General features: G+C 70.7%; 17 protein-coding genes and 1 pseudogene. 16 read left to right on the forward strand and 2 right to left on the reverse strand.

Going from position 1 to position 20,156, the window contains the following annotated elements:
* Positions 1-241: 241 nt before the first annotated feature.
* Entirely contained in the window at positions 242-1,513 is a 1,272-nt protein-coding gene (locus ACFYL6_RS26015) for a glycosyltransferase (RefSeq protein WP_387175092.1), read from the reverse strand.
* Between the two features lie 24 nt (positions 1,514-1,537).
* On the opposite strand from ACFYL6_RS26015, the gene ACFYL6_RS26020 reads away from it, so the two are divergent.
* From ACFYL6_RS26020 to ACFYL6_RS26040, 5 genes are all read left to right on the forward strand, one after another.
* Positions 1,538-2,398 carry an Fpg/Nei family DNA glycosylase gene (locus ACFYL6_RS26020; protein ID WP_387175094.1) on the forward strand — a complete coding sequence of 287 codons (861 nt, stop codon included), beginning with the start codon at positions 1,538-1,540 and terminating at the stop codon, positions 2,396-2,398.
* Positions 2,399-2,662: 264 nt separating this feature from the next.
* A complete protein-coding gene (locus ACFYL6_RS26025) occupies positions 2,663-4,234 on the forward strand; it encodes a sugar transferase (RefSeq protein ID WP_387175356.1) in 1,572 nt (523 codons plus the stop codon).
* Between the two features lie 39 nt (positions 4,235-4,273).
* On the forward strand, positions 4,274-5,500 hold the full coding sequence (locus tag ACFYL6_RS26030; RefSeq protein WP_387175096.1) for a sensor histidine kinase: 1,227 nt from the start codon (positions 4,274-4,276) through the stop codon (positions 5,498-5,500).
* A gap of 23 nt (positions 5,501-5,523) precedes the next feature.
* Complete coding sequence (locus ACFYL6_RS26035) at positions 5,524-6,285, forward strand: LytTR family DNA-binding domain-containing protein (RefSeq protein WP_238657880.1); 762 nt, start codon at positions 5,524-5,526, stop codon at positions 6,283-6,285.
* Positions 6,286-6,351: 66 nt separating this feature from the next.
* Complete coding sequence (locus ACFYL6_RS26040; protein ID WP_387175098.1) at positions 6,352-7,014, forward strand: DUF5701 family protein; 663 nt, start codon at positions 6,352-6,354, stop codon at positions 7,012-7,014.
* Between the two features lie 30 nt (positions 7,015-7,044).
* Here ACFYL6_RS26040 and ACFYL6_RS26045 read toward each other — a convergent pair whose 3' ends face one another.
* Positions 7,045-7,596: a Uma2 family endonuclease gene (locus ACFYL6_RS26045; RefSeq protein ID WP_387175099.1), complete on the reverse strand. Its 552-nt coding sequence runs from the start codon at positions 7,594-7,596 to the stop codon at positions 7,045-7,047.
* A gap of 214 nt (positions 7,597-7,810) precedes the next feature.
* Between ACFYL6_RS26045 and ACFYL6_RS26050 the strand changes: the two genes are divergently transcribed.
* The 11 genes and pseudogenes from ACFYL6_RS26050 to ACFYL6_RS26100 all read left to right on the forward strand — a co-directional run bounded on the left by ACFYL6_RS26050 (position 7,811) and on the right by ACFYL6_RS26100 (position 20,008).
* On the forward strand, positions 7,811-8,224 hold the full coding sequence (locus ACFYL6_RS26050; protein WP_387175101.1) for a hypothetical protein: 414 nt from the start codon (positions 7,811-7,813) through the stop codon (positions 8,222-8,224).
* Position 8,225: 1 nt separating this feature from the next.
* Positions 8,226-9,869, forward strand: a complete 1,644-nt coding sequence (locus ACFYL6_RS26055; RefSeq protein ID WP_091396835.1) for a cation acetate symporter — start codon at positions 8,226-8,228, stop codon at positions 9,867-9,869.
* A gap of 173 nt (positions 9,870-10,042) precedes the next feature.
* Entirely contained in the window at positions 10,043-10,807 is a 765-nt protein-coding gene (locus ACFYL6_RS26060; RefSeq protein ID WP_091396824.1) for an ABC transporter ATP-binding protein, read from the forward strand.
* Positions 10,792-12,495 (forward strand): ABC transporter permease, encoded by a 1,704-nt coding sequence (locus ACFYL6_RS26065; RefSeq protein ID WP_387175103.1) that lies wholly within the window; start codon positions 10,792-10,794, stop codon positions 12,493-12,495. The genes ACFYL6_RS26060 and ACFYL6_RS26065 overlap by 16 nt, the downstream gene beginning before the upstream one ends.
* Positions 12,496-12,584: 89 nt before the next feature.
* Positions 12,585-13,484, forward strand: a complete 900-nt coding sequence (locus ACFYL6_RS26070) for an alpha/beta fold hydrolase (RefSeq protein WP_387175105.1) — start codon at positions 12,585-12,587, stop codon at positions 13,482-13,484.
* Positions 13,447-13,998, forward strand: a pseudogene (locus ACFYL6_RS26075) (flavin reductase family protein); the annotation flags it as partial. The gene ACFYL6_RS26070 and the pseudogene ACFYL6_RS26075, both read left to right, overlap by 38 nt.
* 175 nt (positions 13,999-14,173) lie before the next feature.
* Positions 14,174-14,539, forward strand: coding sequence for a DUF485 domain-containing protein (locus ACFYL6_RS26080; RefSeq protein ID WP_088950720.1), 366 nt, complete (start codon positions 14,174-14,176; stop codon positions 14,537-14,539).
* Complete coding sequence (locus tag ACFYL6_RS26085) at positions 14,517-16,208, forward strand: cation acetate symporter (RefSeq protein WP_387175107.1); 1,692 nt, start codon at positions 14,517-14,519, stop codon at positions 16,206-16,208. Before ACFYL6_RS26080 ends, ACFYL6_RS26085 begins: the two co-directional genes overlap by 23 nt.
* A gap of 92 nt (positions 16,209-16,300) precedes the next feature.
* On the forward strand, positions 16,301-17,278 hold the full coding sequence (locus ACFYL6_RS26090) for an NAD-dependent epimerase/dehydratase family protein (RefSeq protein ID WP_238657854.1): 978 nt from the start codon (positions 16,301-16,303) through the stop codon (positions 17,276-17,278).
* Between the two features lie 75 nt (positions 17,279-17,353).
* Positions 17,354-18,580 carry an LCP family protein gene (locus ACFYL6_RS26095; RefSeq protein ID WP_387175109.1) on the forward strand — a complete coding sequence of 409 codons (1,227 nt, stop codon included), beginning with the start codon at positions 17,354-17,356 and terminating at the stop codon, positions 18,578-18,580.
* A 159-nt stretch (positions 18,581-18,739) separates the two neighbouring features.
* Positions 18,740-20,008: an LCP family protein gene (locus ACFYL6_RS26100; protein ID WP_387175111.1), complete on the forward strand. Its 1,269-nt coding sequence runs from the start codon at positions 18,740-18,742 to the stop codon at positions 20,006-20,008.
* Positions 20,009-20,156: the final 148 nt, after the last annotated feature.

Consider the following 20,156-nt stretch of genomic DNA (forward strand, 5'->3'; position numbering starts at 1 on the left):
TACGACCCGCCACGTGCCACCGACCTCTCAGCGATTCGCCCCGCCAAGAGGACAACGAACGACAAGATCGATTGCTACGACCAGCTGAGCACGGGGTGGCCTCGGAGCAGCCGGATGGGACTACTTCCTGGATCGAGCGTGATCATGCCGCCTGGAGCCGGCGGGCAGAGCAGGGCGGGGCCGCGCAGGACGGGGCCGCGCAGGACGGGGCCGCGCAGGACTGGGCCGCGCAGGACGGGGTTCAGACGTGGTTGGGGGTCCGGGCCAGGCCCGCGTAGATGTCGATGAGCCGCTTGGTGACCACGTCGGGGTGGAAGGTCCGCTCGTAGCGGGCGCGGGCGGCCAGGGTCAGCCCGGACGCACCGGCGCGGGCGACCGGCAGCGCGGCCGCGAGCGCGGCCGGCTCCGGGGCTACCACCCAACCGGCCTCGCCCAGGCCGATCCCCGCCGGCATGGGTGACCCGCCGCCGCCCCCGGCGACCGCGGAGGCGGTCTCGGCGGGCCCGGTGCCGGCGGGCTCGTGTGGGGCGTCGGCCCCGACCAGGTACGGAATGCCGCCCAACGCCGTACCGAGCACCGGTCGGCCGTTCGACAACGCCTCGATGATCACGGTGGGCAGCACGTCGTGCCACATCGCGGCGGCGATCACCACCGCGCTCGCCTCGACCGCTGCCTGCACGCCGGCCCGGTCGAGCTGACCGAGGTAGACCACGTCGGGCCGCTCGGCGGCGGCTGCCTCCACAAGGTGGCGCAGCTCGCCGTCGCCGGCCACCCGCAGCGTGCCGAGCGCACCCACCGGGTGCCGACGCCAGGCGTCCAGCAGCAGGTCGACGCCCTTCTCCGGGGAGAGTCGGGCCATGTACAGGAACCCGTCACCGAGCGGTGCCGGCCGACCCGGGTCAGGTACGGAGTTCGGCTTCACCACGATGCGTTCGTCCGGAATACCGTAGTCGCGGAGGTGATCGGCGATCGCCGAGGTGAGCGCGATGTAGCGATCCACCGAGCGCCAGGTGCCCCGGTGCACGGCCAGGGTGGTCGCCATCAGCGCGCTCTGCGCCGCCGAGTCGCGGTAGCAGCGGTGCTTGATCGCCGGCACCCCCAGCGCCCGGCCCTTGCAGTCCTGACAGATCACGCCGTCGCGGAAGTAGATCCCCGACGAGCAGACCTGCCGGTAGTTGTGCACCGTCTGCACCACCGGCACGCCGTGCCGGTGCGCGGTCCGCACCACCCAGGGCGAGATCAGCGGGTACGGGTTGTGCAGGTGCAGAACGTCCGGTCGGTGCTCGGTGAGCAGCCGGCTCAGGTCGTGCTGGGCGCGCGGAGCCCAGATCGGCGAGATCGGCAGCAGCGCCTTCGCCGCCTTCGACATCGACGGGATCTCGTCCGAACTGCGGATGAAGGGCAGCACCTCGACGCCAGCGGCGGTGAGCTGAGCGATCTCCGAGTCGACGATCGTGTTCTCACCGGAGGGCTGGGCTTCCCGGTACCGGTTGTGTGCCACCACGATTCTCACGGGAAAGAAGGCTACCGTTGTGTCGTGCCCGAACTACCGGAGGTTGAGGCGCTCGCGGGTTACCTGCGTCAGCGCGCGGTGGGCCGGCGCGTCGATCGGCTGGAGATCGCCGCGATCAGCGCCCTGAAGACGTACCAGCCGGCACCGACCGAGGTCGCCGGTCGGGCGGTGGTCGACGCCAGTCGGCACGGCAAGTTCCTCGATGTCCTCTTTGAGGGCGGCCTGCACCTGGTGGTGCATTTGGCGCGTGCGGGCTGGCTGCACTACCGGGAGGCGTTTCCCGCCACCACCCCGCTGCGGCCGGGCAAGGGCCCGATCGCGGTGCGGGTACGCCTGGACGACGGTTCCGGCTTCGACCTCACCGAGGCGGGCACCCAGAAGAAGCTGGCCGCCTATCTCGTCACCGACCTCGCGGAGGTCCCCGGGGTGGCCAAGCTGGGCCCGGACGCGCTCGCCGCGGATCTGCCCACCTTCGCCGAGCGGCTACGGAGCCGGCGCGGGCAGGTCAAGGGGGTGCTGACCGACCAGTCGGTGCTGTCCGGGGTGGGCAACGCGTACTCCGACGAGATCCTGCACGCCGCGAAGCTGTCCCCGTTCGCGATCACCGATCGGCTCACCGACGCCCAGATCGCCACCCTGCATCACGCCACCCGACAGGTTCTCGGCGACGCGGTCGAGCGGTCCCTCGGTCAGCGGGCCGCGGAGCTCAAGGGCGAGAAGCGCTCCGGGCTGAAGGTGCACGCCCGCACCGGGCTGCCCTGCCCGGTGTGCGGGGACACCGTGCGCGAGGTGTCGTTCGCTGACTCCAGCCTCCAGTACTGCCCGACGTGCCAGACCGGCGGCAAGCCGCTCGCTGACCGTCGGTTGTCCCGTCTCGTACGGTGAGTAATTCCACTCCGTGACTACGGAGCGGAATCGCCCTCACTGAGTGAAAGCTCCGGTCCGCCGTTCTCGCCAGGCGCGCATCCATCGGTATAGTGGCCCGGTCCCCGGCTTCTGAAATGGTGCGGAGCCGGCCAGATCCCGCCGGCACCATCGGCTGCCAATCTCCTTCGGGGCGGCGACCGGTCGGAGCCCGCGTGGGAGACTGGGACGGTGGGCGACCCGGGCCCTCACGCCGAGTGAGCGGCCCGTGTCATGCGGGAGGACATGGGTGAGGTGACGGCAAGCCTCCAGCGCCCGGTAACCAACGAAGGCCGGAGCAGACTCGTGCGGCACGTCGACAGCTTCGAGATCCAGCCGCCGACGCCGCCGTCACACAACGGCGTTCCTCGGTCGGCATGGACCAGGGCACGACGCCGCGTCTCCCGTTGGCACCGCCCCTACATTGCGATCCTGCTGCTGCTCGACTTCGGCGCGGCGGCGTTCGCCAGCTGGATCGCGATCCAGCTCTTCGACCAGGCCGCCTCCGGGTTCTCCGGCACCAAGCAGGACCCGACCTGGTTCCACACCATCTCCTACCTGCTGCTCCCGCTCGGCTGGGTGATCATCCTCTGGAGCAACCGGGCGTACGACCGCCGCTACCTGGGGCTCGGCCCGGACGAGTTCAAGCGGGTGATCCGGGCCGGGGTGACGGTCGCCGCGAGTGTCTCGTTCCTCGCCTTCGCCACCAAGACCGAGTTGTCCCGCTGGACGGTCGGCACGGCGCTGCTCGGTGCCCTGCTGTTGATCCTGTGGGGCCGTTTCGTGGCCCGCTGGGCGCTGCACTACATCCGTCGGCGGGCCGGTCAGGCCGCGCACCGGATGGTGCTGGTCGGCACCCTGCCCGAGTGCCTGGAGGTTTACGCGGCGGTCACCCGCAGCCCGGCCGCCGGGCTGATGCCCGTCGCCATCCACATCACCGACGGGTACGCGGCGGCCCGAGGCATGCCGACCCCGGTTCCGGTGTACGCCGGACGCGACGTCCTGGCCCTGGTCCGTGAGGTCGGTGGGGACACCATCGCCGTCTGCGGGTCGGCCAGCGCGGAGCCGGGCGAACTGCGCCGGCTGGCCTGGCAGTTGGAGGGCTCCGGCGTCGACCTGGTGGTCGCCCCGCAGCTGACCGACATCGCCGGGCCCCGGGTGCACATCCGGCCGATCGAGGGTCTGCCGCTGCTGCACGTCGAGGAGCCGACCCTCTCCGGGCCGGCGCTGCTGGCCAAGAACCTGATGGACCGGGTCGCCGCCGGCCTCGGCCTGCTGCTGCTGATCCCGCTCTTCCTGGCCATCGCCGTGGCGATCCGGATCTCCGACCCCGGGCCGGTCTTCTTCCGCCAGCCCCGGGTGGGGCACGAGGGGCGCACGTTCCGGGTGTGGAAGTTCCGGACCATGTACGTCAACGCCGAGGACCGGCTGGCCAGTCTGGTCGACCGGAACGAGACCGACGGCATGCTGTTCAAGATGAAGGAGGACCCCCGGGTCTTCCCGGTCGGTCGTTTCCTCCGGGCCACCTCGCTGGACGAGCTGCCGCAGCTGATCAACGTGCTCTGGGGCGAGATGTCGCTGGTCGGGCCCCGCCCGCTGCCGGCCGACGACGGTGACTTCCTGGGTGACGTCCGCCGCCGCCTGCTGGTCCGTCCCGGCATGACCGGCCTGTGGCAGGTCTCCGGCCGCTCCGACCTGTCCTGGGACGAGTCGGTCCGACTGGACCTCTACTACGTCGACAACTGGTCCCTCGCGTACGACCTGAGCATCCTGTGGCGCACCGTCGGGGTGGTGCTCGCCCGCAAGGGTGCGTACTAGAGGGTTGGCGCGCCGGCTCGCAGGGGCGAGGATCGCTGCGTGGCTGCCAACCTCTCCGCCGTGGTCGGCGTCGTCTCACTCGTCACCGCGCTGACCGCCGCCCTGTTGGCGGTGCTGCGACTGCGGGCCCGCCGTGGCATCGCCACCGCCACCCAGCGGGCCACCTACGAGGTGCTGCACACCGCCGGCCTGGCCGCCGAGCCGCTGCGCACTGGGCTGAGCGAGGCGGGCGCGGCGAAGGCCGTACGCCATCTGCGGGCTCTGGTGGGCGCGGCCGGGCTGGCGCTCACCGACGCCGACCGGCTGCTGGCCCTCGACGGGCGCGGCACGCACCACGGAGAGCAACTGCTCGCGGCGGCCCAGCGGACGGTGGGTTCCGGCCGCTCGACGGTGCTGGGTGAGCAGGATCTGCACTGCGACCGGGTCGACTGCCCGATCCGCGGTGCGGTGGTCGCGCCGCTGCTGGGGGCGGACGGCCGGGTGGTGGGCGCGCTGGTGGCGGTCGCCGACAGCCCACCGCCTCCGGGGTTGGTGCAGGCCACCCTGGAGACGGCGCACTGGGCCGGCAACCAGCTCGCCCTGGCCGAGCTGGACTCGTCGCGGGAGCGGCTGGCCCGCGCGGAGATCCGTGCGTTGCGGGCGCAGATCAGCCCGCACTTCATCTACAACGCGCTGACCGCGATCGGGTCGTTCGTGCGCACCGATCCGGAGCGGGCCCGGGAGTTGATCCTGGAGTTCGCCGAGTTCACCAGGTACTCGTTCCGGGCGCACGGCGAGTTCACCACCCTGGCCGAGGAGCTGCGGTCGATCGACCGTTACCTGACCATCGAGCGGGCCCGGTTCGGCGACCGGTTGCAGGTGCGGTTGCAGATCGCCCCGGAGGTGCTGCCGGTGACGCTGCCGTTCCTCTGCCTCCAGCCGTTGGTGGAGAACGCGGTTCGCCACGGGTTGTCCCGCAAGCCGGGCACGGGCATGGTGAGCATCGAGGCCCGGGACGCGGGCGCCGAATGCCACATCACGGTGGAGGACGACGGAGTGGGAATGGACCCGACCACGCTGACCGCCGGCATCGCCGAGCTGGCCCGCGGCACCGGCGACCCGGGTGACGACACGGGCCAGCACGTCGGCCTCTCCAACGTCGACGAGCGGCTGCGGTCGGTCTTCGGGGACCGGTTCGGCCTGGTCGTGGAGACCGGGTTGGGCTCGGGCACGAAGGTGAGCATGCGGGTGCCGAAGTTCCACCCCGGCGTACGGGCAGGGTCGTGAGCGAGCGGACCGGGACGGGCGCGGTGAACGCGGCCGGTTTCCTGCGCGTCCTCGCGGTGGACGACGAGCCGCCCGCGCTCGACGAGCTGGCGTACCACCTGCGGGCCGACCCCCGGGTGGCCCGGCTGCACACGGCCGGGGATGCCACCGAGGCGCTGCGGCTGCTGCGCGACGGCGACGTGGACGTGGTCTTCCTGGACATCCGGATGCCCGGCCTGGACGGCATGGAGCTGGCCCGGGTGCTGCGCCGCTTCGCCCGGCCACCGGCGATCGTGTTCGTCACCGCGTACGACGACGGCGCGGTGGACGCCTTCGACCTGGGCGCCACCGACTACGTGCGGAAACCGGTTCGCGCCGACCGGTTGGCCGAGTCACTGCGCCGGGTGATCGGCTCGCGGGTGGTGCCGTCGCACCCGGCGGCGCTGGCCCGCGCGGAGGAGGACCCGACGATTCCCATCGAGTTGGCCGGCACCACCCGGATGCTGCCCCGTTCGGCGGTGCGCTGGGTGGAGGCGCAGGGCGACTACGCCCGGTTGCACACCGCGGAGGGTTCGCATCTGGTGCGCGTCTCGCTGGCCACGCTCGCCGAGCGCTGGGCCGATGCCGGGTTCGTCCGGGTGCACCGGTCGTATCTGGTGCAGTTGAAGTTGATCGCGGAGTTGCGGCTGGTCAACTCCGGCTACGTGGTGGTGATCGACTCCACCGAGTTGCCGGTGAGCCGGCGGCACACCCGGGAGCTGAAGGACAAGCTGGTCAGGGCCGCGAAGCAGGATTGGAGTCGCTGAGCCGGGAATGGGAACAGTCCTACCGTACGTTGTACGCTAGTCCGTACGACTTCCGGGAGGCCTGCCGTGACCGAGACCCCGTTCGACGCCGAATCCGAGTTCGACAGCCAACTCGACCGACTGGTGCAGCTCGGCTATCCGACTCTCGCCGGGCTGACCGAGAGCGCCTTCCGCGACCTGGTCGCGCCACTGCGGGCCAGGGCGGTCGAGGGCGCCGCCGGGCTGCCCGCCCCCACCGACGCCCGGGTGCCGTTCCTGCTGGTCACCACCCGGGACCTGATCGGGGTGCCGGAACGGGTAGAGCTCACCACCCTGGCCGGCAAGCGCAAGCCCGGCGTCGTCGACCGGAACTACGCCGAGGACGACCTGCCCCGCTTCGACCCGATCAAGGAGTTGGAGGTGCCGGCCGGGCCGGCGTACCTGCTCTTCGACGTCGACCGGGGCGAGGAGTTCCGCAACCTGGCGCCGGCCACCGCCCTGGAGGGGATGACCGCTCAGGGCCGGTTGCCGCTGAGCATCGACGAGGGCCTCGCCTTCGTCACGCTGCACCCGGCCGCGTTGGCGAGCAACAGGTGCTTCTCGCTGGTCGGCTCCCGCTGCGGCGACAAGCGGGTGCCGGCGCTCTGGATCAGCCAGGGCGCACCCAAGTTGGGCTGGTGCTGGTACGGCAACCCGCACACCTGGCTCGGCTCCGCCTCGGCCCGGCCGGAGCGCATCGGCCTGGAGTAACCGCGGGCGGCCCGTGATCCGCGCGACGGATCAGAAGATGTCGGCCAGCGGCAGGCTGAGGGGGAACGGCCGCTCCGTGCGATAGACCTCGCCGACCGGCAGAACGGTCTGCTCGCGGTAACCGCCCGCGCCGTTGACCAGCACGGTCAGGGTCTGCTTGCGGGGCTCCACCAGCCAGTAGAGCGGGATGCCGACGGCCGCGTACTCGTGACGTTTGAGCACCAGGTCACGGCCGGCGTTGCTCGGCGAGATCACCTCGACGACGAGAAGCACGTCGGCCGGATCGAGCGCGGCACCGCCGCTGTCCAGTGCGCTCTCACTGGCGACGAAGAGATTGGGCACGAAGTACGACGAGCGCTGTGCGCTCACCCCGATGTCCTGACCGACGAGCACACCGGCGGGCGCCTGCCGGTCGAGGATCCGGCGGAGGCGGTTGGCGACCGCGCCGTGGAAGACATCCGCGTGGGGGGACACGAGCAGGCTCCCGTCGAAGATCTCGTAGACCTGGTCGTCCTCGGGAAGGCTCTGGAGGTCATCTACCGTCCAGGCGTCGCCCCAGCCGGGCCGGGCAGGGTTGGTCACCGTCACACCTCCTCTCTACCGGACCACCCTGACAGCTCGGTCGGTTGTCCACAACGAGCCTCGGGAGTTCCCACACGCCAGCCGGCATGGTCCCGGAGTTATCCACAGGCGTGACCGGTTCTCCACAGGTTATGCACAACGCCACCCACCGATGTGCACGACGCCGATGGGTGGCTCTGCTTGACAATCGCGTACGGCGGGCGAGACTGCCGGGGTGGCCGAGCAACTCCCTGACGTGGGGTCGGGCGGTGCGGTTCCGCCGCCCCGGCGGTCCCGGATCGTGCTGGCCGAGATCACCCGGCAGGACACCCGCGCCGAGCGGACCCGCGCCGAGCTGGCCCAGCAGACCCAGGTCGGCGAGGCGCTGGTCCGCGGCCTGGTCCGGGCCCAACTGGCGCTGGCGCTGCGGCTGTCCCTGGTGGTGGCCATCGGGTTGGGCGGGCTGCCCTGGCTGTTCGCGATCGCGCCCTCGCTCGGCCGGACCACCGTCGCCGGCGTCAACCTGCCGTGGCTGCTGCTCGGGGTGGCCTCCTTCCCGTTCCTGATCGCCGTGGGCTGGGCGTACGTGCGGCTGGCCGAGCGCAACGAGCAGGACTTCACCGACCTGGTGCAACGGCCGGAGCACTGAGGTGGGCAACGACTTCGTGGTCCCGGCCATCGTCGCGGTCACCCTGGTCACCGTCGGGATCGGCTTCTACGGGCTGCGGTTGGCCCGGACCACGTCCGACTTCCTGGTTGCGTCCCGGGCGATCAGTCCGACGTGGAACGCCGCCGCCATCGGCGGGGAGTACCTGTCGGCGGCGAGCTTCCTCGGCATCGCGGGGCTGGTCCTCAAGTACGGCGTGGACGTGCTCTGGTACCCGGTCGGGTTCGCCGCCGGCTACCTCGCCCTGCTGCTCTTCGTGGCCGCGCCGCTGCGCCGCTCCGGGGCGTTCACCCTGCCCGACTTCTGCGAGCTGCGGTTGGGGTCGCGTCGACTCCGCATCCTGGCCACCGCCTTCGTGATCTTCATCGGTTGGCTGTATCTGGTGCCGCAGCTCCAGGGCGCCGGGCTGACCCTGGCCACGGTGGCCGGCTCCCCGTACCCTCTCGGCGCCCTGCTGGTGGCCGCCGTGGTCACCGCGAACGTGGCGCTGGGCGGGATGCGCGCGATCACCTTCGTGCAGGCGTTCCAGTACTGGCTCAAGCTGACCGCTCTCGCCGTACCGGTGATCTTCCTGGCCCTGCAGTGGCAGGCCGACGGCCGCCCGGCGGTGACCCCGCCCGACGGGCCGACGTTCCGGGCCGCGACCACCGTCGTGGTCGAGCACCGCGCGACCCTCACCCTGCCCGACGGTGACATCCGAGAGGTACGCCCCGGCGACGAGCTGACCTTCGCTGCCGGTGATCCGGTGCCGGACGTGTCCGGGGTGGCCACCGACGCCAACGACTGGTTGCTGCCCAGCGCCGCCGGTGACGACGACCGGGGCCTGTTCGCCACGTACTCGCTGATCCTGGCCACCTTCCTGGGCACCATGGGCCTGCCGCACGTGCTGGTGCGCTTCTACACCAATCCGGACGGTGCGGCGGCCCGCCGGACCACCCTGGTCGTGCTCGCGTTGGTCGGCGCGTTCTACCTGCTGCCCACCCTGTACGGGGTCCTCGGCCGGATCTACACCCCGCAGTTGCTGCTCAGCGGCCAGACCGACGCGGTGGTGGTGCTGCTACCCGAAGCGGCCCTGGGTGACGGCCTGGCCGGGCGGCTACTCGCCGCGTTGGTCGCCGCGGGCGCCTTCGCGGCGTTCCTCTCCACCTCGTCCGGCCTGCTGACCAGCGTCGCCGGAGTGATCTCGACGGACGTGCTCGGTCGGGGCTCGGTACGCGGGTTCCGACTGGCCACCGTCATCGCCGGTGGTGTGCCGGCGGTGCTGGCACTGCACGTCTCCGGACTGGACGTGTCGCAGGTCGTCGGGCTGGCCTTCGCGGTCGCCGCGTCGAGCTTCTGCCCGCTGCTGGTGCTCGGCATCTGGTGGCGTGGGCTCACCGACGTGGGCGCCACCGCCGGCGTGGTGGCCGGCGGTGGCGCGGCGATCGGCGCGGTGCTGGTCACCGTGCTCGGCCCACCGCTGTCCGGCTGGCCGGCCACGCTCATCGCGCAGCCGGCCGCCTGGACGGTGCCGCTGGCCTTCACCGTGATGGTCGCGGTGTCGATGGCGACCCGCCGCCGAGCCCCGGCCGACGTCGCCGCCACCATGCTCCGCCTGCACACCCCGGAAGCCCTCCGCATGCAGTAATCAAGCTGGCCTGGCCCGCGATCTTGCACTTTCTGTCGCGACAGAAGGCGCATATCCGCCCAGGTCGACAACAGAAACTGCAAGATCGGCGTGGTTCTCTTTCTCGGGGGATGATCGCGGGTCCGCCCGTCGCCGGACGGCGGAACTGGCGGGCGGCGGATAGCGTCTGCTCCATGACTGTTGAGCACCCCGCGCTCGCACTGCGTGGCCTGGCCAAGCGGTTCGACGGCACGATCGCGGTGGCCGGCGTCGACCTGGACGTCCCCGCCGGTTCCTTCTATGGCCTGCTCGGCCCGAACGGCGCCGGCAAGACCACCACGCTGTCGATGGCGGTCGGGCTGTTGCGACCGGACGCCGGCTCGGCCTGGGTGCTCGGGCACGACGTCTGGCAGGACCCGGTCACCGCCAAGCGGCTGCTCGGCGTGATGCCCGACGGGGTTCGGCTGTTCGACCGGCTGACCGGGGCGGAGCTGCTGGCGTACAACGGGTTGTTGCGGGGGATGGACCCGGCGGTGGTCGACCAGCGGGCTGCCGAGCTGCTGGACGTGCTGGCGCTCGGTGACGCCGGTCGGACGCTGGTGGTGGACTACTCGGCGGGCATGAAGAAGAAGATCGGTCTGGCCTGCGCACTGCTGCACGGTCCCCGGGTGCTGGTGTTGGACGAGCCGTTCGAGGCGGTCGACCCGGTCTCCGCCGCGCTGATCCGGGACATCCTCACCCGGTACGCGGCCGGCGGCGGCACTGTGGTGTTCTCCAGTCACGTGATGGAGGTCGTCGAGCGGCTCTGCTCGCACGTGGCGATCCTGGCCGGCGGCACCATCAAGCGGGTCGGCACCATCGACGAGGTCCGTGGCGGTCGCTCTTTGGAGCAGGTCTTCGTCGAGGTGGTCGGCGGGCGCACCGCGACCGGCGAGGAGTTGTCGTGGCTCTCCCAGTGAGCGCGGACGCCACCCCCGCCGCGCCCGTACGGTCGGTTTCCGCTCGCCACTTCGTGCGGCTCAAGCTGCGGGTGATGGGCAACAACTTTCGGGGCCAGGGCTGGCGGATCGCCCTGTTCGTCGGCGGCGCGTTGCTCGGGCTCTGGTTCGCCGCCAGCGGTTTCTTCCTGTTCGCCGCGCCGGGCCTGACCGACAACGGCCGGTACGCGGTGCTGGTCGCCGCGGCGGGTGGCGGGCTGCTGGTGCTCGGTTGGCTGCTTCTGCCACTGGTCTTCTTCGGTGTGGACGAGACACTGGACCCGGCCCGGTTCGCGCTGCTGCCGCTGCCCCGGCGCACCTTGGTGACCGGCCTGTTCGTGGCGGCCCTGATCAGCGTGCCGGCGCTGGCGGTGCTCATCGCGTCGTTCGGGTTGGTGCTGACCGCCTGGTCGTTGGGGGGTTGGTCGGCGGGGTTGGTCGCCGTCGTGGGTGTGCTCGCCGGGCTGCTGCTCTGTGTGGCCGCCAGCCGGGCGGTGACCAGCGCCTTCGCCACCATGTTGCGGTCCCGACGGGTCCGCGACCTGGCGGCCGTGCTGCTGGCGGTGACGGCCGCCCTGCTCGGCCCGTTGCAGGTCTTCGGCCTCGCCGCGCTGCGGGAGGCGGACTGGGCCCGGTTGACCGGTGTGGCGACCGTGATCGGTTGGACGCCGCTGGGCGCTCCCTGGACCGCCGGCATCGACGTGGCCCAGGGGCGGGTGTGGGCGGCACCGGTCAAGCTGCTGATCACGGTGGTGGCGCTCGCTGCCCTGCTGGCCTGGTGGTCCCGGTCGCTCGAGTCGGCGATGGTGGGTGCGGCGAGTGCCGGCAAGGCCCCGGTACGACGCGGAGTTGACGGCGGGGCGGTCGCCCAACTGTTTCCCCGGGTCGCCGGCTGGGCCCGCCGGGACCGGTTCGGTGCCCTGGTCGCCCGGGAGGCCCGCTACTGGTGGCGGGACGCCCGCCGCCGGGCCAACCTGATCACGATCGCGGTGGTCGGCATCTTCGTGCCAGTGATGATCAACGTGACCGGCGGGGACTTCGCGGCCATGGAGGACGAGGGGTTGACGGCGGCCGCCAGCGACAGCTCACCGGTCGTGGTCACCATCTCGATGGTCTTCGTGGGCGTGCTCGCCGCCGTCACGCTGGCCAACCAGTTCGGCTTCGACGGCAGCGCGTACGCGGCGAACGTGGTGGCCGGGGTGCCCGGCCGGGTCGAGCTGCGGGCCCGGATGACGGCCTTCTCGCTGTACGTGCTGCCGATGCTGGCGGTCGTCGCGGTGGTGCTGTCGGTGCTGCTCGGTCAACCGGGTTGGATCGGGCTCACGGCCGGCAGCCTGGCCGCCACCTACGGCGCTGGGCTGGCGGTCAACAGCCTGGTCTCGGTGCTGGGGGCGTACTCGCTGCCGGAGACGAGCAACCCGTTCGCCATGAACAGCGGTGCGGGCCTGGCGAAGGGGCTGCTCACCCTGCTGGCCATGCTCGCCTCGGCGGTCGCCGCGGTGCCGATGGTGGTGGCCGCCGCCCTGCTCGGTGACGCGTGGCTCTGGCTGGCCCTGCCGGTCGGCGTCGCGTACGGGCTGGGGGCGGCACTGCTGGGCGCGTACCTGGCCGGCGACGTGCTGGACCGCCGCCAACCGGAGCTGCTGGCCACGGTCACCCCCCGCCGCTGAGCGCGGGCCGTCCCCATCCGGCCGAACGCCGGTCCGCTGCGCCCGTCCCTCGTTATGGTGCGAGCAGTCGGGACGAGGGGGCAGTCGGCATGGGGTCGCACACGCGCTACCGCAGCATCGTCGTCGACGGGCTCTCGGTCTTCTACCGGGAGGCGGGGGCACCGGACGCGCCCGTGCTGCTGCTCCTGCACGGCTTCCCGTCCTCGTCGCGCATGTTCGAGCCGCTGTTCGACCGGCTCGCCAACCAGTTCCGGCTGATCGCGCCGGACTACCCCGGCTTCGGGCACAGCGACCCGCCGGATCCGCGGAGCCCGTACACCTTCGACCAGATCACCGAGACGATGGCGGGTTTCGTCGCAGCCGTCGGCGTGGAGCACTACCTGCTCTACGTACAGGACTACGGCGGGCCGGTGGGGTTCCGGATGGTCCTCGCCGATCCGGGTCGCCTGCGCGGCCTCATCGTGCAGAACGCGGTGGCCCACGACACCGGGCTGGGCCCGCTCTGGGGCACCCGCCGGGCCTTCTGGCAGGACCGGGCCGCACACGAGGCGGCGGTCCGGGAGAACGTCCTCTCGCTGGCGGCGATCCGGACCCGGCACGTCGGCAACGATCCGGACCCGGAGCGGTACGACCCCGACCTGTGGGTCGACGAGCACGCCTTCCTCAGTCGCCCCGGGGAGATCGAGCGTCAACTGGATCTCCAGTACGACTACCGGACCAACGTCGCCTCGTACCCGACCTGGCAGGACTGGCTCCGACGCACCCAGCCGCCGCTGCTGGTGGTCTGGGGTCGGTACGACACCTCGTTCGAGGTCACCGAACCCGAGGCGTACCGCTCCGACGTGCCGGGGGCGGAGGTGCACCTGCTCGACGGCGGGCACTTCGTGCTCGACACGCGACCGGACGAGGTCGCCGCCCTGATTCGCTCCTTCGCCGGTCGGGTTCGGGCGACGGGCGGGGCGGGTCACAATGTTTCACGTGAATCATGAGCCGGGTGCCGAGATCCACCACACCGACCCGTTCGCGGTGCCGACCGGGCAGCGGTCGCCGGTACGCCGACTGCGTGGTCGCCTCGCCGCACCGGTGACCCTCTGGACGACGCCCGGCCCGGCCGGGCTGACCGTGTCGTCCACCCTGGTGGCCGAGGGGGAACCGGACCGGCTGCTCGGGCTCATCGACCCGGAGTCCGACCTCTGGGCTGCCGTCGAGGAGTCGGGTCGGTTCGCGGTCACGCCGCTCGGCCCGCCACACCGGCAACTCGCCGACCGGTTCGCCGGCCTCTTCCCCGCCCCGGGCGGGCTCTTCGCCACCGGCGCCTGGACCGAGACGCCGTACGGGCCGGTCCCGGCGGACGCCGGCGGCTGGGCCGGTTGCCGGCTGGACACCGCCCGGGAGTACGGCTGGGGCCTGCTGGTCGAGGCCACGATCGAGGCGGTCGACCTGGCCGAGCGGGCCGCTCCGCTGCTGCACTACCGCGGTCGCTATCACGAGCTGCCGGCCTGAACGGACGCCTCGCCCTGGGCGACCGATCACCGCAGTGACCTGAGTCACTTGGCGCAGCCAGCCAACCGCTCGGCGCACTCGCCGACCGGCGTCGATCTCAGCCTTCCCTGCCGGGGAGTGCGCTCTTTACGGTGCGCGAAACTCCTCTGACGCCTGTGAAGGTGGTGATCCACAGATGTCCACGGACACACCCGCTCCGGCCGCTTCCCAGTCGGACAAGTACCTGGCCGTACAACGGTCGGACGAGTTCGCCGGGCTGCGGCGTGCGCTGCGCGGCTTCGTCTTCCCGATGACCGTCGCTTTCTTCCTGTGGTATGCGCTCTACGTCATTCTCTCCGCGTACGCCCGGGACTTCATGGGCACGAAGCTGTTCGGCAGCAACATCAACGTCGCGCTGGTCTTCGGCCTGCTCCAGTTCGTCTCCACGTTCCTGATCGCCTGGCTCTACTCCCGGTACGCGGACCGGAAGATCGACCCCATCGCGGACCGGATCCGCGCCGAGATCGGGGAGGTGACCCGTGAAGACGGTTCACGCGGTTGAGACGTTCCTCGCGGCTGAGGCGGGCAATCACACCGCCCGCAACCTGACCATCACGCTCTTCCTGGTCTTCGTGGCGGTGACCCTGGCCATCACCATCTGGGCCAGCCGGCAGACCAAGACGGCTACCGACTTCTACGCGGGCGGCCGGTCCTTCTCCGGCTTCCAGAACGGTATGGCGATCGGCGGCGACTACATGTCGGCCGCTTCGTTCCTCGGTATCGCCGGCATCATCGCGCTGTACGGCTACGACGGCTTCCTCTACTCGATCGGCTTCCTGGTCGCCTGGCTGGTGGCCCTGCTGCTGGTCGCGGAGCTGCTGCGCAACTCGGGCCGGTACACGATGGCGGACGTGCTGGCGTTCCGGATGCGTCAGCGTCCGGTGCGGACGGCGGCGGCGGTCTCCACCATCACGGTGTCGATCTTCTACCTGCTCGCGCAGATGGTGGGCGCCGGCGCGCTTGTCGCGTTGCTGCTCGGCATCCGGCCGGGGACGACCTTCCTCGGCATGGACGCGTCCACCGCGAAGGTGGCCACCATCATCATGGTCGGCGCACTGATGATCATCTACGTGACCGTGGGTGGCATGAAGGGCACCACCTACGTGCAGATCGTCAAGGCGTTCCTGCTCATGGGCGGCGCGCTGTTGATGACCATCCTGGTGTTGGCGAAGTTCAACTTCAACCTGTCGGAGCTGCTGGGCCAGGCGGCCGCGGCCTCCGGCAAGGGCAACGCTTTCCTCGAACCCGGGTTGCGGTACGGCGTCGAGGTCGCCAGCAACTCGACACAGACCTTCTACAACAAGGTGGATCTGCTGTCCCTGGGCATCGCCCTGGTGCTCGGCACCGCCGGTCTGCCGCACATCCTGATCCGCTTCTACACGGTACCGACCGCGAAGGCGGCCCGTAAGAGCGTGCTCTGGGCGATCGGCATCATCGGCACGTTCTACCTGCTCACCCTGGCCCTCGGCTTCGGTGCGGCAGCGCTGGTCGGCAGTCAGGCGATCACGGCACAGGACAAGGCCGGCAACACCGCCGCGCCGCAGCTGGCCGAGGCGCTCGGCCTCGACTTCTTCGGCGGCGAACTCGGCGGGGCAGCCCTGCTGGCGATCATCGCGGCGGTCGCCTTCGCCACCATCCTCGCGGTGGTCGCCGGGTTGACACTGGCCTCGTCGTCCAGCCTGGCGCACGACTTCTACGCGAACGTGCTGAAGAAGGGTGAGGCGTCGGAGCGGCAGGAGGTACGGGTCGCCCGGATCTCCGCCCTGGCGATCGGCGCGGTGTCGATCGCACTGTCGATCTTCGCGCAGAACCTCAACGTGGCGTTCCTGGTGGCGCTGGCCTTCGCGGTCGCCGCCTCGGGCAACCTGCCGGCGATCCTCTACAGCCTCTTCTGGCGGCGGTTCAACACGTCCGGCGCGGTGTGGGCGATCTACGGCGGGCTGCTCTCGGCCGTACTGCTGGTGTTCTTCTCGCCGGTGGTCTCCGGTGCGGCGACCTCGATGTTCCCGGACCACGACTGGCAGTGGTTCCCGCTGTCCAACCCGGGCATCCTCTCCATCCCGTTCGGTTTCCTCTGCGGGTGGATCGGCACCGTCGTCTCCAAGGAGCACGACGAGGACAAGTACGCGGAGCTGGAGGTGCGCGCCCTCACCGGCGCCGGCGCCCACTGACCGCGCCACCTCTGAAAGGGGGGTCCCCTGTCGACGCGCGACGTCAACAGGGGACCCCTTCCGCGAATTCGGCTGTCGGTAGGCTGAGCGGTATGAAGGTTGCTGAGCGCTTTGGTTCCGGTCACCGCGTCCTCGTCACCGGCGGAGCTGGCTTCGTCCCGTCGCACCTGGTGGACGCCCTGATCGCCCGAGGTTGCACGGTGGTGGCGCTGGACAACTTCGTGACCGGCTCCAAGGAGAACGTCGCCCACCTGCTGGATCGGCCGACCTTCACCCTCGTCGAGGCGGACATCTCCGACGGCCTGCCGACCCACCACCCGGCGTTGGCCGAGCGGTTCGACGCGATCCTGCACATGGCCTCTCCGGCCAGCCCCACCGACTTCGCCCAGCTGCCGGTGGAGATCCTCCGGGTCGGCTCGGTGGGCACCCTGCACCTGCTGGAGCGCGCGGTCGCCGACGGCGCCCGGTTCCTGATGGCCTCCACCTCCGAGGCGTACGGGGACCCGAAGGAGCACCCGCAGCGGGAGACCTACTGGGGCAACGTCAACCCGATCGGCGTCCGCAGCGTCTACGACGAGGCCAAGCGCTTCTCCGAGGCCGCGACGATGGCGTACCACCGCTACCGCGGGCTCGACGCGGCGATCGTCCGGATCTTCAACACGTACGGCCCGCGGATGCGCCCGGACGACGGCCGCGCCATCCCCACCTTCATCTCGCAGGCGCTGCGCGGTGAGCCGATCACCGTGCACGGCACGGGCAACCAGACCCGGTCCATCTGCTTCGTCGAGGATCTGGTGCGCGGCATCCTGCTGCTGCTCGACTCGACCGAGACGGGGCCGGTCAACTGCGGCACCGAGCACGAGCTGACCATGCGGCAACTCGCCGAGTTGATCGTGTCGCTCTCCGACAGCACCTCGAAGGTGACCTATGTCACCCGCAGCTCGGATGACCCGGAGATGCGTCGGCCCGATCTCACGCTCGCTCGTGAGCTGCTCGGATACGAGCCGTCGGTCGCGCCCGAAGACGGCCTGCGACGCACGATCGAGTACTTCCGGGCGCGGCTAGGGTAACCGGATCTTCGCGTACGTCCGCCGCTGAGTGTCGCCTGAAGGCGGCGGTGGCTCTCGCTACGTACCCTGAGTTACATGTCCGCGACCTCGTCTGCCGGCGTCCCGCATCCGTACCTGCACCGCAGCGCCGGCCGCGCCTCGGTGCCCGGCCCCGACCGGGGCGCCTCCGGGCGTGCCCGTCCGACCGAGGCCCGCTTCTACCCGTCGTACGACGAGGAGCAGCCCCGCTCCGGCGGCCCGGCGGGGCCCGCCGGGCCTGGCGGCCCGGGTGACGCCGGTGGGCCGGGGCGGCGTGGCCCGCGACCGCGCTGGGGTCGGATCGCCCTGGTGGCCGGGGCCGCGGTGCTGGTGCTGGCCCTGCTCGCCAGCGTCGGTGCCTGGCTGTACGCCCGCAACCTCAACAGCGACCTGGCCCGCACCGACCCGTTCGCGGAGATCACCGGTGGCCGGCCCGCGAAGACCGTCGATGGCGCGCTGAACATCCTGCTGGTCGGCAGCGACTCGCGGGACCCGGACGCGCCGGTCGACAGCAAGAGTCAGTGGCGTGCCGACACGATCATCGTCATGCACATCCCGGCCGACCATCAGGAGGCGTACCTGGTCTCCATCCCCCGGGACCTGTACGTGCCGATCCCGGAGAGCGCCGGCGCGGACTGCGGCTCCGGTTCGCGCGCGAAGATCAACGCAGCGTTCGCGTTCGGTGGGCTGCCGCTTGCGGTACGCACCGTGGAGTGCTTCACCGACGTGCGGATCGACCACGTGATGGCGATCGACTTCGGCGGTTTCAAGGAGGTCACCGACGCCCTCGGCGGGGTGGACCTGAAGGTGGAGCGGACCATCACCTCGATCCACAAGCCGTACCGGACGTTCACCAAGGGCACCAACCACATGGACGGCGCGGAGGCGCTGGACTGGATTCGGCAGCGCAAGCAGTTCCCGGACGGGGACTTCGCCCGGATGCGGCACCAGCAGGAGTTCCTTCGGGCACTGATGGACAAGGCGGCCAGCACCGGCACGCTGGCGAACCCGAAGAAGTTGAACGACTTCCTCAAATCGGTGACCGCGGCCGTAACCGTCGACCAGTCTTTCTCGGTTACAGACATGGCGCTGCAGTTCCGTAACCTGCGCGGCCAGAACCTCACCTTTGTGACCAGCCCGAACTCGGGCAGCGAGACGATCAACGGCGAGTCGGTGGTGGTGTCGAACCGGGAGAAGGCGCTCGCGATGTACCAGGCCATGTCGGCGGACACGATGGCCGACTGGGTCAAGGCCAACCCGCCGAAGAGCAACGACGGTGGCTGACCGCGGCCCGACGGGCACCAGCCGTTCGGGTCATCGAGCGGCGACGATCGACTGAGTCTGCGAAATTCGACGTCCGGATTGACCCGGGATGAACTCGCCAAGTCGATTTGATGTACGTACAGTGGTGCCGCCCCCTCCTGATCACGAGCTGGAGCACGCATGCCGGTTCAGGCCAGTCGTCGCCCTTCTTCCCCCGGGTCCGCCGCCCCCAGCGGTCGAGTCGCCGCGGCCATACCCGTGCAGGCACGCCCCTCGGGCGGCGGGCCGGGCTCGCGCCCGCCGGGCAGCGGCGGTGGTGGCGGTGGCGACCGCCCGGGTGGCGGTGGGTCGAAGAAGCGGACCAAGCGCAAGGACCCGCTCTGGGCCAGACTGACCGTGGTGTTCGGTGCCGTGCTGATGCTGAGCAGCGGGGTGGCCATCGTCGGCAGCAAGGCGCTGATCGGGCAGGCGACCGGCGGCATCGCGAAGGGCAACCTGCTGGGTGAGGCCGGCAAGTCCGACGCCGAGGGCGGGGCGAGCCTGGACGGCCCGATCGACATGCTGCTGCTCGGCGTCGACGCGCGGGAGCGCTGGGCCGCCGACGACGTCCGCTCGGACAGCATCATCGTCCTGCACATCCCGGCCACGCACGACCAGGCGTACCTGATCTCGATCCCCCGGGACACCGAGGCGCAGATCCCGGCGTTCAAGAAGAGCGGCTACGGCGGCGGCTCCGGCAAGATCAATGCCGCGTTCCAGGCCGGCGCCGCCAACGGCGGCGGCTGGGAGGGTGGCGCCCAGCTGATGGCCCAGACGATCAAGCGACTCACCGGGATCAGCTTCGACGGCGCGGCGATCATCAACTTCGGTGGCTTCAAGAACGTCATCGACACCCTGGGCACGGTGCGGATCTGTGTCAGCCAGGAGGTCAAGTCGCTGCACATGTCGTACGTCGACGGCAAGCCGATGTGGAACGCGGACGCCAAGAAGACCGGCAAGGAGCGGACCCCGGTGGTGCACAAGAAGGGCTGCCAGGAGATGGAGGGTTGGGCCGCGCTCGACTACTCCCGGCAGCGCAAGACCCTCAAGAACGGCGACTACGACCGGCAGGCCAACCAGCAGCAGCTGATCAAGGCGATGGCGAAGAAGGCCACCGAGGGTGGGATGTTGTCCAACCCGGCCAAGATGAACAACCTGATCAAGGCAGCGGGCAAGGCGTTCGTGCTGGACACCGGCGGCGTGCCGATCGAGGACTTCATCTTCACCATGCGCGGGGTCACCGGCAACGAGCTGACCATGCTCAAGACCAACAACGGCACCTTCCACGCCAACAACAACAACACCGAGGGCTTGAGCGAAGAGACGATGGCGATGTTCCGGGCGGTCAAGCAGGACAAACTCGCCGAGTTCGTCTTCACCCACCCCGAGGTGATCTCCAGCCGCAAGTAGCGCCCGGTAGTCGCGGAAAGCCAGCGACGCCCACTTCACCGCCCGTAGCCTGACGTGAGCAGGTTTCACGTATCGGCTGCGGGGAGGCGGTCACGTCCAGGTGGGGACGGAACGCAGCGGGCCGGGCCGGAGCGACCCCGCCCGCCCG

The organism is Micromonospora sp. NPDC007208, from assembly GCF_042869175.1.
In the GTDB taxonomy this organism is placed as follows: domain Bacteria; phylum Actinomycetota; class Actinomycetes; order Mycobacteriales; family Micromonosporaceae; genus Micromonospora; species Micromonospora foliorum.

Bases quoted from the DNA above. Each gene is read 5' to 3' on its own strand.
- ACFYL6_RS26025 (WP_387175356.1), top strand. From the start codon at position 2,663: ATGGGTGAGGTGACGGCAAGCCTCCAGCGCCCGGTAACCAACGAAGGC.
- ACFYL6_RS26060 (WP_091396824.1), top strand. From the start codon at position 10,043: ATGACTGTTGAGCACCCCGCGCTCGCACTGCGTGGCCTGGCCAAGCGG.
- ACFYL6_RS26070 (WP_387175105.1), top strand. From the start codon at position 12,585: ATGGGGTCGCACACGCGCTACCGCAGCATCGTCGTCGACGGGCTCTCG.
- ACFYL6_RS26080 (WP_088950720.1), top strand. From the start codon at position 14,174: ATGTCCACGGACACACCCGCTCCGGCCGCTTCCCAGTCGGACAAGTAC.
- ACFYL6_RS26090 (WP_238657854.1), top strand. From the start codon at position 16,301: ATGAAGGTTGCTGAGCGCTTTGGTTCCGGTCACCGCGTCCTCGTCACC.
- ACFYL6_RS26095 (WP_387175109.1), top strand. From the start codon at position 17,354: ATGTCCGCGACCTCGTCTGCCGGCGTCCCGCATCCGTACCTGCACCGC.
- ACFYL6_RS26100 (WP_387175111.1), top strand. From the start codon at position 18,740: ATGCCGGTTCAGGCCAGTCGTCGCCCTTCTTCCCCCGGGTCCGCCGCC.